This window comes from Streptococcus infantis (assembly GCF_047463655.1).
In the GTDB taxonomy this organism is placed as follows: domain Bacteria; phylum Bacillota; class Bacilli; order Lactobacillales; family Streptococcaceae; genus Streptococcus; species Streptococcus infantis_Z.
Genome location: NZ_JASHDM010000001.1, coordinates 151,276 through 164,300, shown reverse-complemented (window position 1 = coordinate 164,300; position 13,025 = coordinate 151,276). Strand labels below are relative to the sequence as shown.

Annotated in this window: 11 protein-coding genes and 1 pseudogene; 2 read left to right on the top strand and 10 right to left on the bottom strand. The window is 39.1% G+C overall.

What is annotated here, in order from left to right:
• Positions 1 to 9: 9 nt before the first annotated feature.
• The 4 genes from dapA to gyrA form a co-directional block, all read right to left on the bottom strand.
• Entirely contained in the window at positions 10 to 945 is a 936-nt protein-coding gene (gene dapA, locus QM877_RS00830; protein WP_000121596.1) for a 4-hydroxy-tetrahydrodipicolinate synthase, read from the bottom strand.
• A gap of 50 nt (positions 946 to 995) precedes the next feature.
• Complete coding sequence (locus QM877_RS00825; RefSeq protein WP_414317261.1) at positions 996 to 2,072, bottom strand: aspartate-semialdehyde dehydrogenase; 1,077 nt, start codon at positions 2,070 to 2,072, stop codon at positions 996 to 998.
• Positions 2,073 to 2,227: 155 nt separating this feature from the next.
• A complete protein-coding gene (locus tag QM877_RS00820) occupies positions 2,228 to 2,971 on the bottom strand; it encodes a class A sortase (protein WP_153225724.1) in 744 nt (247 codons plus the stop codon).
• Positions 2,971 to 5,439 (bottom strand): DNA gyrase subunit A, encoded by a 2,469-nt coding sequence (gene gyrA / locus QM877_RS00815; protein WP_414317260.1) that lies wholly within the window; start codon positions 5,437 to 5,439, stop codon positions 2,971 to 2,973. The genes QM877_RS00820 and gyrA overlap by 1 nt, the downstream gene beginning before the upstream one ends.
• Positions 5,440 to 5,634: 195 nt before the next feature.
• On the opposite strand from gyrA, the gene QM877_RS00810 reads away from it, so the two are divergent.
• Positions 5,635 to 6,621, top strand: a complete 987-nt coding sequence (locus QM877_RS00810; protein WP_045763432.1) for an L-lactate dehydrogenase — start codon at positions 5,635 to 5,637, stop codon at positions 6,619 to 6,621.
• A 57-nt stretch (positions 6,622 to 6,678) separates the two neighbouring features.
• On the opposite strand, the gene sdbB is transcribed toward QM877_RS00810, so the two are convergent.
• The 6 genes from sdbB to QM877_RS00780 form a co-directional block, all read right to left on the bottom strand.
• Positions 6,679 to 7,242, bottom strand: a complete 564-nt coding sequence (gene sdbB / locus QM877_RS00805; protein ID WP_414317259.1) for a thiol-disulfide oxidoreductase-associated lipoprotein SdbB — start codon at positions 7,240 to 7,242, stop codon at positions 6,679 to 6,681.
• 12 nt (positions 7,243 to 7,254) lie between these two features.
• On the bottom strand, positions 7,255 to 7,962 hold the full coding sequence (gene ccdA2 / locus QM877_RS00800) for a thiol-disulfide oxidoreductase-associated membrane protein CcdA2 (RefSeq protein ID WP_414317258.1): 708 nt from the start codon (positions 7,960 to 7,962) through the stop codon (positions 7,255 to 7,257).
• Between the two features lie 126 nt (positions 7,963 to 8,088).
• Positions 8,089 to 8,949 (bottom strand): methionyl aminopeptidase, encoded by an 861-nt coding sequence (locus QM877_RS00795; protein ID WP_045763436.1) that lies wholly within the window; start codon positions 8,947 to 8,949, stop codon positions 8,089 to 8,091.
• A gap of 14 nt (positions 8,950 to 8,963) precedes the next feature.
• On the bottom strand, positions 8,964 to 10,241 hold the full coding sequence (gene spxR, locus QM877_RS00790; protein WP_000033785.1) for a CBS-HotDog domain-containing transcription factor SpxR: 1,278 nt from the start codon (positions 10,239 to 10,241) through the stop codon (positions 8,964 to 8,966).
• The gene (locus tag QM877_RS00785; RefSeq protein ID WP_153224967.1) at positions 10,234 to 10,785 is read right to left on the bottom strand and encodes a GNAT family N-acetyltransferase; all 552 of its coding nucleotides are present in this window, start codon (positions 10,783 to 10,785) and stop codon (positions 10,234 to 10,236) included. Before QM877_RS00785 ends, spxR begins: the two co-directional genes overlap by 8 nt.
• Before the next feature lie 16 nt (positions 10,786 to 10,801).
• On the bottom strand, positions 10,802 to 12,061 hold the full coding sequence (locus QM877_RS00780) for a UDP-N-acetylglucosamine 1-carboxyvinyltransferase (protein ID WP_153224968.1): 1,260 nt from the start codon (positions 12,059 to 12,061) through the stop codon (positions 10,802 to 10,804).
• 181 nt (positions 12,062 to 12,242) lie between these two features.
• On the opposite strand from QM877_RS00780, the pseudogene QM877_RS00775 reads away from it, so the two are divergent.
• Positions 12,243 to 12,983, top strand: a pseudogene (locus QM877_RS00775) (transposase); the annotation flags it as partial.
• Positions 12,984 to 13,025 lie beyond the last annotated feature (42 nt).

Sequence of the window (13,025 nt, the reverse complement as noted above, 5' to 3'; positions counted from 1 at the left end):
TTAGTTATTTTAGTAATCAGGACGAAGAACTCCAGTGACAGTCGCCTTAGTTGCTTCGTAATCCCCATCAATAACAACCTTGATAATACGTTTAGCATCCTCTTCAGGCGCAGGAACCAAAGGTAGACGAGTTGGCCCAGCTTCAAATCCCATATAGTTGAGTACCGCCTTAACAGGTGCCGGACTTGGGTAAGAGAAGAGAGCATTGACTTTAGGAATAAATTTACGTTGAATAGCTGCCGCTTTCTTCATATCACTTTCTTCGATTGCAGTAAACATTTCATGCATCTCATCTCCATTTGTATGGGAAGCAACAGAGATAACTCCGTCTGCACCAAGGTTCATAGCATGAAAGGCATCTCCATCTTCACCAGTATAAACCAAGAATTCTTCTGGTTTATGCTCAATCAAGTAAGCCATATTGGCAAGACTGGTACACTCTTTGACACCGATAATATTTGGATGTTCTGCCAAACGAAGTAAGGTATCTGGAGTCATTTCGACAACTACACGTCCTGGAATGTTATAAATAATAATTGGCAAATCAGAAGCATCTGCAATAGCTTTAAAGTGTTGATACATACCTTCTTGTGATGGTTTGTTATAGTAAGGAACAATCGCAAGACCAGCCGCAAAACCGCCAAACTCTGCTACCTCTTTGACAAACTCAATAGAGTCACGTGTATCATTGGTACCAACACCAGCGATTAAAGGAACTCGTCCGTTGACAACCTTTTGAACAGCCGCAAACAACTGCAACTCCTCATCGTGAGTTAGAGTCGGACTCTCAGCAGTTGTTCCTGCTAGAAGAATTCCGTCTGTATGATGTGCTAATAAATGTTCAATCAACTTTGGAATGGCATCAAAATTGATTGACCCATCTTCATGAAAAGGAGTAATAAAGGCCGTGATAATTTTACAATCTTTTAAATCTTGATAAGACATACGAAACACCTTTCTATTTTAAAGAAGGAGTTCAAATGAACTCCTACACATTATTTCAATTCAAATTTTAATTCAGCTGTTGGGCGTACTAGACCACGTTCATGTAAAGTCTCAGCGATTTGAACTGAGTTCCAAGCAGCACCTTTAAGAAGGTTATCAGAAACCACCCACATATGAATACCTTTTTCTGCATCCAAATCTTTACGGATACGTCCAACGAAAGTATCACGTGAACCAACAGCATTAACTGCTTGAGGATAGATTTGGTGAGCAACATCATCTTCAAGAACTGCACCTGGGAATTCAGCAATAGCAGCTTTCACTTCTTCAATTGGTGCTACTTCTTTTGTTTCAATATAGACTGACTCAGAGTGAGCTGACAAAACTGGAATACGTACACATGTTGCTGATACGGCAATGCTATCGTCTTCCATGATTTTCTTGGTTTCATTCGTCATCTTCATCTCTTCGTAAGTGTAGTCATTGTCAGTGAAAACATCAATTTGCGGAAGAGCATTAAAGGCAATTGGATAGTGTTTCTTATCTCCACCTGAAGGCAGGATTTCCGCATGCAAATCACGTGGGTTCACGCCATCATTCAAGACTTCACGAAGCTCACGTTGAGTTTCAAGAATTGCTCCCATACCAGCACCTGAAACAGCTTGGTAAGTTGAAACGATAATACGGTCCAATCCCCATTTTTGACGAACGGGCTCAAGAGCCACCATCATTTGAATTGTTGAACAGTTAGGACAAGAGATGATTCCGTTGTGAGCATCAAGGGCGTGGGCATTCACTTCAGGAACAACCAATGGTACCTCTGGATTTTGACGGAAATATGAAGTGTTATCTACAACTACCGCACCTGCTTTAACAGCATAAGGTGCGTATTTTGCAGAAGTTGATCCACCAGCTGAGAAGAGAGCAATATCAACCCCTTCAAAAGCGTCTTCTGTTGTTTCTTCGATGGTCACATCTTGACCTTTAAATTGCAAGACCTTTCCTGCAGAACGTGCAGACGCAAGGTAGCGAATCTTATCGATTGGAAGAGTTGATTCTTCCAACATTTTGATCATTTGAGCACCAACGGCACCTGTAGCACCGACAACAGCAACTGTGTATCCCATAACAAACCTCTTTCGGAATTTTCTAAAAATTTCTATAATAGAAACATTATACTACTTTTTACCAAAATTGAAAAGTCTTTTTCCTATCTATTTTCTGAAATTGACAAGAAAAAGGTCCGCTATTACTAGCAAACCTTTTTTAATAATCTTATCTCTTAATATCTTTGCTTATAAGGCTTATTAAAGGCTTCTAAGATATCTGATGGAGTTTCTGCATAGGGTTTCACTTCTTTGAAATCTCCCTTCACGATAATCCGTTCTGTGGCATTGTAGTCTACACAGGTTACCAAGGTAATTTCTTTGATTCCCTCACGGTCTTCTATTTCATCAACGCGGTCAGGTGTAACGTGTTTGACTTCACGAATGACATAGGTATAAACCTTTTCCTTATCAGTCAAATAAATTTTCATCCCTTCTTTGGCATTGACCAAAGGTGAAAAGAGCATCTGACTGGCATTTTCAGCTGTAAAAATATGGTGACTAGCGAGAGAATAATTTCCTTCCCCCATTTTTTGATTTGGTTTCATGGTTCCTGCCCCATAGAACAAGTTCACATTATCCAAGCCTTTAAAGATAGGTAAATTAATCTCTACTTCAGGAATGGCAATTCCTCCAATAACAGGAAGTTGTTGGGCATCCCACTGGGATGATAAAACCGCTTCAGATGAGATGGCCTTAACTGAATCGAAATCAAAATTTCCTTCTGTGTCCTGATTTTCTTCTAATTTTTCTTTTGATACCTGACTAACTTGGTACTTATTAGTATTCCAAACCATAAAGATATCACGGATTTTAGCATTAAAAATCAAAGCGATTGATAGTAGTATCAGAAATCCTGCCAATATATTGATCAACAGATTTTTTCGTTTATTTTTCTTTTTATTGATTTTTTTAGACATTATGCTTCACTTTCTGTTTCCTGTTCTGCCCCAACTTCTTCTTTTTCTGCTGCTGCAACACTTGTAAAAGTCACAATCTTAGCATCTTGATCTAGACGCATCACTTTTACTCCCATAGTTGAACGTCCCGTTTGTGAAATATTGGCAACATTGGTTCGAATCATGACACCTGTGTCAGTGATAATCATCAGATCTTCGTCCCCTTTTACTGTTAAGAGACCAGCTAGAGGACCATTTTTTTCAGTAACATTGGCTGTTTTCATTCCTTTACCAGCACGACCTTTTGTTGGGTATTCAGTCGCGACTGTGCGCTTACCGTATCCTTTTTCAGTAATGATAAGGACTTCATCTTGATCAGTAATCACTCTCGCTCCAACTACAGCATCACCTTCACGAAGGTTTACCCCTTTAACACCAGTGGCAATACGACTCATACTACGAACTGAAGACTGATTGAAACGAACTGCATAACCTAATCTGGTTCCGATGATGATATCTGTGTCTTTTTCAGTTAGTAAGACATTAATCAACTCATCCTCATCTTTCAGATTCAAGGCTTTTAGACCATTTTGACGAATGTTGGCAAATTCTTTGACACTGGTTCTTTTGACAATACCTGCGCGAGTTGTAAAGAAGAGATAGGCATCATCACTACGTTCTGATTCAACATTGATAATAGTTTGAATGCTTTCTCCCTCATCCAATTTCAAAAGATTGACGACTGGCAAGCCCTTAGCAGTACGACCATACTCTGGAATTTCATACCCCTTAAGACGATAAACCCGTCCTTTATTGGTGAAGAAAAGCAAATGATCGTGAGTGCTGGTTGAAACCAATTCACGCACAAAGTCATCGTCCTTAACTCCAGTTCCTTGAACGCCACGTCCACCACGTTTTTGAGCTGTAAATTCGTCTTGGTCCAAACGTTTGATGTAACCTTTATTTGATAGAGTGATGAGAACATCAGACTCTTCAATCAAGTCTTCATCTTCAAGCGTCAAGACTTCACCAACCATCAACTCAGTACGACGTGGATCGCCAAACTTACGTTTGACCTCATCCAATTCTTCCTTGATGATTTGCGCTACACGTTCTGGTTTTGCAAGAATGTCTGCCAAGTCAGCAATCAAGGCAATAAGCTCATCATACTCTGACTGAATCTTGTCACGTTCCAAACCAGTCAAACGACGAAGACGCATATCGAGAATTGCTTGACTTTGACGTTCAGATAACTTGAACTTGCTCATCAATTCAGCTTGGGCTTCTGCATCCGTTTCACTGGCACGGATGATACGAATGACTTCATCAATGTGATCCAGAGCAATCAACAAACCTTCTAAGATGTGTGCACGCGCTTCAGCTTTCTCTTTGTCAAATTGAGTACGACGAGTCACCACTTCTTTTTGGTGCTCAATATAAGCATCCAAGATTTGACGAAGAGAAAGAATCTTTGGTACACCATTCTGGATAGCCAGCATGTTAAATCCAAAGCTAGTTTGCATTTGAGTCATCTTGAACAAGTTGTTCAAAATAACATTGGCTGACGCATCACGTTTCACTTCGATAACAAAGCGAACACCTTCACGGTTAGATTCGTCACGAACAGCTGTAATACCTTCGATACGTTTTTCTTGAACTAAACGCACAATATGCTCATGGACTTTAGTCTTGTTGACCATATATGGGAATTCAGTAACAACGATACGTTCGCGACCAGTCTTAGTTTCTTCGATTTCAGTACGAGAACGAAGCACAATCGATCCTTTACCAGTTTCGTAGGCCTTATGAATACCTGATTTCCCCATAACAAGGGCACCAGTTGGGAAATCTGGACCAGGCAAAACTTCCATCAAATCTTTAGTTGTAACATCAGGATTATCCATCACCAGCTTCACTGCATCAATGGTTTCACCCAAGTTATGTGGTGGAATATTAGTCGCCATACCAACAGCGATACCTGTAGCTCCATTGACCAAAAGATTTGGGAAACGAGCTGGCAAAACTAAAGGTTCACGTTCATTGGCATCATAGTTATCTGCAAAATCAACGGTATTTTTATTGATGTCGCGAAGCATCTCAAGAGCAATCTTGCTCATACGCGCTTCAGTATAACGCTGGGCTGCGGCACCATCACCATCCATGGAACCAAAGTTCCCATGCCCATCTACAAGCATGTAACGGTAACTCCACCATTGCGCCATACGAACCATAGCTTCGTAGATAGATGAGTCACCGTGTGGGTGGTATTTACCCATGACATCCCCTGTAATACGAGCAGATTTCTTATGAGGTTTATCTGGTGTCACACCCAATTCGTTCATACCGTATAGAATACGACGATGAACTGGTTTCAAACCATCTCGAACATCAGGAAGGGCCCGCGATACGATAACACTCATGGCGTAGTCGATAAAGCTGGTCTTCATCTCCTTTGTCAGATTGACATTCACTAAATTTTTATCTTGCATTAACAAATGCCTCATTTCACTATTAGTAACTAGATATATTATACCATAGTTTGTCTCTTATTTCAGTGTTACAGTATGACTAAAACGTTTACATGGCTAAGTGGATGTTATATTCGTGACAAAGCTATTTAAAAGTGATAGAATGAAATCAAACAGGGTATTACCCTTAAAAAAACAAAGGAGATGTTTAGACTAATGACAGCAACTAAACAACACAAAAAAGTTATCCTCGTTGGTGATGGTGCCGTAGGTTCATCTTACGCTTTCGCTCTTGTTAACCAAGGAATTGCCCAAGAACTTGGTATCATTGAAATTCCTCAATTACACGAAAAAGCTGTTGGTGACGCTCTTGACCTTAGCCACGCCCTTGCTTTCACTTCACCTAAAAAAATCTATGCAGCTGAATACGCTGACTGTGCGGACGCTGACCTTGTAGTTATCACTGCCGGTGCTCCTCAAAAACCAGGTGAAACTCGTCTTGATCTTGTTGGTAAAAACCTTGCAATCAACAAATCAATCGTAACACAAGTTGTTGAATCAGGATTTAACGGTATCTTCCTTGTAGCTGCTAACCCAGTTGACGTTTTGACATACTCTACATGGAAATTCTCAGGATTCCCTAAAGAACGCGTTATCGGTTCAGGTACTTCTCTTGACTCAGCTCGTTTCCGTCAAGCCCTTGCTGAAAAATTGGATGTAGATGCTCGTTCAGTTCATGCCTACATCATGGGTGAACATGGTGACTCAGAATTTGCCGTTTGGTCACACGCTAACATCGCTGGTGTTAACCTTGAAGAATTCCTTAAGGACACTCAAAACGTTCAAGAAACTGAATTGATTGAATTGTTCGAAGGTGTTCGTGACGCTGCTTACACAATCATCAACAAGAAAGGTGCTACATACTACGGTATCGCCGTTGCACTTGCTCGTATCACTAAAGCAATCCTTGATGATGAAAATGCAGTACTTCCACTTTCTGTATTCCAAGAAGGTCAATACGGAATCAAAGATGTCTTCATCGGTCAACCAGCTGTTGTTGGTGCACACGGTATCGTTCGTCCAGTTAACATCCCATTGAACGATGCTGAAACTCAAAAAATGCAAGCTTCAGCAAAAGAATTGCAAGCTATTATTGATGAAGCTTGGAAAAACCCTGAATTCCAGGCAGCTTCAAAAAACTAATTTAAGTTAGAAAAAATGTCTAGACGATTTGTCTAGACATTTTTATATTTCATTACTTTATTTCATTTGAGCAAAAGCTGCTTCTGCATCTGCGTTACTAATTGCACCTAATTGAATCTTAGCAATTTTACCCTGTGAATCAATTAAATACTCTGTAGGGATGCTTCGAATTTGATAATCTTGAAAAACAGCTCCTTTTGTATCATATAAAACAGGGATGTCTTTATAACCTTGTTCTTCAAACCACTTTGGAAATTGGTCTACCATTTTTTCACCTTGAAGACCCGGCGCAATGACAGATAAAATTTCGAAATCGCGATCTTCCTTAGCAGCAAGCTCCATCAATTCTGGCATACTCTTCTTACATGGTCCACACCAAGATGCCCAAAATTTAAGATAAACTTTCTTACCTTTAAAATCAGATAATTTCACTTCTTTTCCATCCATAGATTGAAGAGTGAAATCAGGTGCTTCTGCTCCAATAGCTACTTGCTTCACAGTTGTTTGCTGCTGTGTCTTAGTCGTTGGATTTTCTTGACTTGATTTTTTCTCTTCCTTACCACAAGCAATCAAAAGAAAGAGAGACAAGAAACTAAGGCCAAAATAGATAATTTTTTTCATAGATAACTCCTTTTATCCTAATATTCCAGATAAGACATTTAACTGTCCCAACATTAATAAAATTCCCATGAGAATGATCAATAAACCACCAATTTTCTTCAATAAAAGTATGTGGGATTTGATTCTACTAAAATAAGGCATGACAAGACCTGATGCCAAGGCCAGAACTAGAAATGGAAGCGCCATTCCGAGAGTGTAAATGAGGGTTAATAAGGCCCCCTGAAGAGCTCCATTTCCTCCTGAGGCAGCCAGTGCTAAAACAGAACTTAATACTGGGCCTATACATGGAGTCCAGCCAAAGCTGAAGCTGATCCCCAGTAAAAATGCCGACAAATATTTGCTAGACTGTTTTTGATTAAATGTTACTGTTTTTTGTACCTCTAATTTTTGTAGATGAAGAATTTCCATCTGATGTAATCCCAGTATGATAATCATGATTCCCATGACATAACGGAACCAGTCAGCATAAAGTAAATTCCCAAGGAATCCTGCTCCAAATCCAAGAATAAAGAAGATGAGAGAGATACCAGCAATAAAACAGAGTGTCCGAATCAATCCTGACCAGGCAACATCTTTACCCAAAAAACGAAATGTCTTTGATTCCTCTTGATCATCTAGCAGAACACCTGCGTAGACTGGTAACAAGGGAAAGATACAGGGAGAAAAGAATGACAAGCCCCCAGCTATAAAGACAGAAATAAAAAATAAAATACTTTCCAATTAAGAACCTTCTTTCATATAGTCATCTTTTATTTTACTATAAAAGAAAACGTTTGTAAGAAATCCGCTACGCAAATTTATTTTCAACTTGAAAGAATCAAAAAAGGAGCATAGCTCCTTTTTTGATTAATAAGTTCCTTCTTCACCTTGACTTGTCAAGATTACAGGACCATCTTTAGTAATAACAAACTGATGCTCGTACTGACATGATAGACCTCCGTCGATAGTTTTGTGAGCCCATCCTGTTTTCATGTCTGTATCGATCTCCCAATCACCTGTATTGATCATAGGCTCAATGGTTAAGACCATGCCTTCACGAAGGCGGAGACCACGACCTGCGATACCATAGTTAGGCACCATTGGTTCTTCATGCATAGTTGGACCAACACCGTGTCCTACAAGATCACGAACAACTCCGTAACCACGACTTTCAGCATATTCCTGAATAGCAGCTCCAATATCTCCAATACGATTTCCTACAACAGCCTGCTCAATTCCCTTATACATAGCTTCTTTGGTAACATCCATCAAGTTTTTAACTTCTTCTGACGGTTTTCCAACAGCGTAAGCCCAACAAGAATCGGCTAAGCCGCCCGTAAAGTTTTGAGTATATTTTTTCATCTGCTCAACGTTGTTAAAGTTGAGTTTAGAAACATTGAGGTCAGACTTAGCGATTGGCCCACCAAGAACCATATCTACCTTCAGCAAATCGCCTTCCTTCAAAATATAGTGGCGTGGAAAAGCATGGGCTACTTCGTCATTAAGCGAACAACAAGTTGCGTATGGATAATCCATCATTGCCCCATCAACACCAATTTGAAGAGGGAGGAAATTTTCTTCTTTACAACGACGACGCACATATTCTTCTACTTCCCACATATCTACACCTGGTTTGATGATGTCACGCAAACCGATGTGAATACTGGCAAGAAAATCGCCAGCCTTATCCATTGCTTCGATTTCTCTAGCTGATTTTAATGTAATCATGTTTTCTCCTAGTTTTAATTAATTTTTACAGTAACATTTGCTTTTGATACGATTTGATGATTGATATAAATGTCATAGTCAATAATGGCTGACCTTCTCGTATGATGAATAATTCTAGCCTGAATTCGCAAGATATCATCGATCTGAACAGCCTGTAAAAAGTAAATCAACATCTGTTCAATGATGAGGTTACGTCCGCTATTCACGACCAGATCCTGCGTCATATGGGTCAAAATTTCTGAAAGAACTCCATTTGCAAGGACTCCATTTTTTTCCAACATGAATGGTTCAACCGTAATGACAACTTCATCATGATGGTAAGATAACTTCTGACCAACCTGTTCTGAAAATGTTGGTAATGCTGAAACTTGAGAGCGGCTCATCTTTTCCATGACATCCCGTCTAGTAATAACACCAAGTAAAGTTTGATTACTTCTCACAACAGGTACCATTTCAAAGTCTTCAGCAATCATTCTCTGGCTAACATTAGCGATATTCGTCGCTAAACCAGTCATGTAGACTGTCCTTGTCATGACCTTATCTATCGTTGTACCAGGTGATTTATCTCCAGCATCACGCATAGTAACTACACCAACAACGACCTGATGCTGATTGATGACAGGGAAACGGCTCGTTCTATTCTTACGAACCAAGTCTAGATAATCTTTGACAGTATCCGTTTCCTGTAGAAATCCATATTCATGACTGGTACGATAGATTTTTTCAACCGTTAAAATATCTGTCTTAATCTGAACGTTGGACAAAGCTCTGTTGATCATAGTCGCAATTGTAAATGTATCATGCTTACTGCGCAATACTGGAATATTTTTTTTATTAGCATGGTTTAAAACATCTTCATGAACTTCAAATCCACCTGTTACCAAGACAGCATTTTCATTTTCAAGTGCTAATAACTGAATACGTGTTCGATCTCCTACGATAAGTAAGCCGCCATCATGAAGATAAGAAAGAATATTCTTTTCAGTCATCGCCCCAATGGAGAATTTACTAAATTCTCTATCCAATCCAGCTTGACCAGCTAAAACTTCTGAGCCTGTAACTTCTGCAATTTCTGCGAACGTTAATTTCTCAATAGCTACTTTTTTTGACTTTACACGTACTGTTCCACTTCGAGGACGTGTTTCAACAAGTCCCCTATTTTCAGCTTCTTTGATAGCCCGATATGCCGTACCATCACTTACTCCTAGTCGATTTGAAATACTACGAACACTGACACGCTTCCCAACTGGTAATTCTTCCAAGTAGGCTAATATTTCTTGGTGTTTACTCATTTAGATTTCCTTTTGTATAACGGAATTCTAGATAATCCCGCATCTTTCGGGTATAACGATCGCTACCTTTAAAATGACGATAAAGAACAAAATTTGATTTTTCTGCTACTTTCTGACTAGCAACATTTTCTAGATGTGTCACAATCGAAAGTTGCTTCAAGGCAAACTCGTTCATGGATAAATCTCGTAATTTGGTAACTGCTTCAGTCATATACCCCTGAGACCAATAGTCTTTCTTTAAAAAATAGCCAATTTCTGCTTCTTTCTTAATTTCATCAAGTTTTTCAAACTTGATAGCTCCAATCATCCGTTGCTCTTTTTTATCACAAATAGCCCAAATCCCCAAAGGTGATTTCATAAAATAATTGGCAAGAGCATACTGACTTTCTTCAATACTTGCTTGTGCAGGAAAGATAAATTGGAGATTTTCAGGATCTGATGCAAGTTGATGAAAATCATCTACATCTGTAAAAAAGAAGGGACGGAAATATAAACGTTCCGTCTCATAGAAAGAAAATTTTGCTAATTTAGTCCAGATATTCATTGCAATCCTCAAAGTGCTAATCTTCGATTAGCTCAATATCTGCTCCAAGATTACGCAATTTTTCGATAATATTCGAGTAGCCTCGAAGGATGAATTCTACATTGGTAATCTCTGTTTTTCCTTCAGCCATCAAGCCAGCAATAACCAAGGCAGCTCCAGCACGTAGGTCTGTCGCCTTAACTTTTGCACCCTGCAAAGGATTTCCACCCTTATAAAGGATGTGGTCGTTTGTTGTTGAAATATCTGCATTCATTTTGGCTAATTCAAAAACATGATTGACACGTTTTTCATAGATTGTATCAATCAATGTGCCACGACCTTCTGCTTTTAATAGCAAAGGAGTAATAGGCTGTTGAAGATCTGTTGCGAAACCTGGATAAGGAGCTGTTTTGATATTAACAGCCTTTAGATTTGTTTGCTCTTCGACGAAAATACTGTCTTCAGAAATAGTCATGTGAACACCCATTTCTTCAAGTTTAGCAATAAATCCTTCTAAATGCTCATAAAGTACATTATTAATTCGAATCCCATGACCTACTGCAGCTGCCATTGAAATATATGTACCTGCTTCAATACGGTCTGGGATGACTTGGTGACGTGTTCCGTGCAAGCTATCCACACCATCGATTGTAATCATATCCGTACCTGCTCCACGAATGTGAGCTCCCATATTGTTTAATAATGTAGCCACATCAATGATTTCAGGTTCGCGAGCAGCATTTTCAATAACTGTTCGACCTTTAGCTTTTACTGCTGCTAGCATCGTATTGATTGTTGCACCAACACTAACAGTATCCATATAGATATGTGCACCATGTAGACTTGATCCTTGGGTTGAGAGATTCATATTATCTCCCTCGTAGGTTGTCTTAGCTCCCATAGCTTCAAATGCTTTTAAATGCAAATCAATCGGACGTGGTCCTAGGTCACACCCTCCAGGCAAACCTACAGTTGCTTCACCAAAACGTCCTAAAAGACTACCATAGAAATAATAAGACGCACGCAAGCTATTAATTTTACCATAAGGCATTGGTTTATTTTGAACACCACGAGGATCAATCTCAAGAACATCGTCATAACGCTTGACACTAGCTCCCATGATCTCCATAATCTCAATAAGACTAGCTACATCAGAGATGTCTGGAACACAATCCAAAATCACAACATCATCTGATAAAATAATGGCAGGAATCAAGGCAACGACACTATTTTTAGCACCACTGATTGTAATTTCACCTTTCAATGGTCTCCCGCCGTTAATGACAATTTTTTTCATTTTATACTCTTTCACTATTTATTAAGAAGGTCTCACCCTATATTATACCATATTTCTTACTAATAGCCAATCCTATAAAATAATTAACAAACGTCTCACACTTAATTCCACCATAAAAATCCGTTTTAGACTAATTTCCACTTTGGTCAGGAAAGTGGAAATTACTTTGAGAAATTACCCTCAAGATTTTGACAATCTCAACATCATCACAGTTCTGGAAGGTAGAACACAATCTATCATCCGAAATCATTTTCTTAAATATGAGAGTTCTGTCCGAAGTCGCGTCAAAATCATTACTATGGATATGTTTATCCCTTATTATGACTTGACTAGACAACTTCGCTTTCGAATTTCTAGGCTCAGGCTGAAACAGTCTACGAGACTGTTTCACTCCCAAACGCTAAAATCGTTCTGGATTGCTTTCACATTGTACAACATCTAAGCCGTGCTATGAGTCGTGTGCGTGTCCAAATTATGAATCAATCAGGATAGTCGTAAACTGAGTGATAAACGTTTTTATCGCCCTACTTTTCGTATGCATTTAACCAATAAGGAAATCCTAAACAAGCTTTTGAGCTATTCCGAAGACTTGAAACACCACTATCATCTCTATCAACTCTTGCTTTTCCACTTTCAGAATAAGGAGCCGAAGAAATTCTTTGGACTCATTGAGGACAATCTAAAGCTGGTTCATCCTCTTTTTCAGACTGTCTTTAAAACCTTTCTAAAGGACAAAGAGAAAACTGTCAACGCTCTTCAACTACCCTATTCTAACGCCAAACTGGAAGCCACTAATAATCTAATCAAACTTATTAAACGCAATGCCTTTGGTTTTCAGAACTTTGAAAACTTCAAAAAACGCATTTTTATCGCTCTGAACATCAAAAAAGAAAGGACGAAATTTGTCCTTTCTCGAGATTAGCTTTTCTTCAACCCACTACAGTTGACAAAGAGCCAAAAAACT

What these genes read in the sequence shown, in the direction of transcription:
- dapA (WP_000121596.1), bottom strand. Translation starts at nt 945, where the DNA reads ATGTCTTATCAAGATTTAAAAGATTGTAAAATTATCACGGCCTTTATT.
- QM877_RS00825 (WP_414317261.1), bottom strand. Translation starts at nt 2,072, where the DNA reads ATGGGATACACAGTTGCTGTTGTCGGTGCTACAGGTGCCGTTGGTGCT.
- QM877_RS00820 (WP_153225724.1), bottom strand. Translation starts at nt 2,971, where the DNA reads ATGTCTAAAAAAATCAATAAAAAGAAAAATAAACGAAAAAATCTGTTG.
- gyrA (WP_414317260.1), bottom strand. Translation starts at nt 5,439, where the DNA reads ATGCAAGATAAAAATTTAGTGAATGTCAATCTGACAAAGGAGATGAAG.
- QM877_RS00810 (WP_045763432.1), top strand. Translation starts at nt 5,635, where the DNA reads ATGACAGCAACTAAACAACACAAAAAAGTTATCCTCGTTGGTGATGGT.
- sdbB (WP_414317259.1), bottom strand. Translation starts at nt 7,242, where the DNA reads ATGAAAAAAATTATCTATTTTGGCCTTAGTTTCTTGTCTCTCTTTCTT.
- QM877_RS00795 (WP_045763436.1), bottom strand. Translation starts at nt 8,949, where the DNA reads ATGATTACATTAAAATCAGCTAGAGAAATCGAAGCAATGGATAAGGCT.
- spxR (WP_000033785.1), bottom strand. Translation starts at nt 10,241, where the DNA reads ATGAGTAAACACCAAGAAATATTAGCCTACTTGGAAGAATTACCAGTT.
- QM877_RS00785 (WP_153224967.1), bottom strand. Translation starts at nt 10,785, where the DNA reads ATGAATATCTGGACTAAATTAGCAAAATTTTCTTTCTATGAGACGGAA.
- QM877_RS00780 (WP_153224968.1), bottom strand. Translation starts at nt 12,061, where the DNA reads ATGAAAAAAATTGTCATTAACGGCGGGAGACCATTGAAAGGTGAAATT.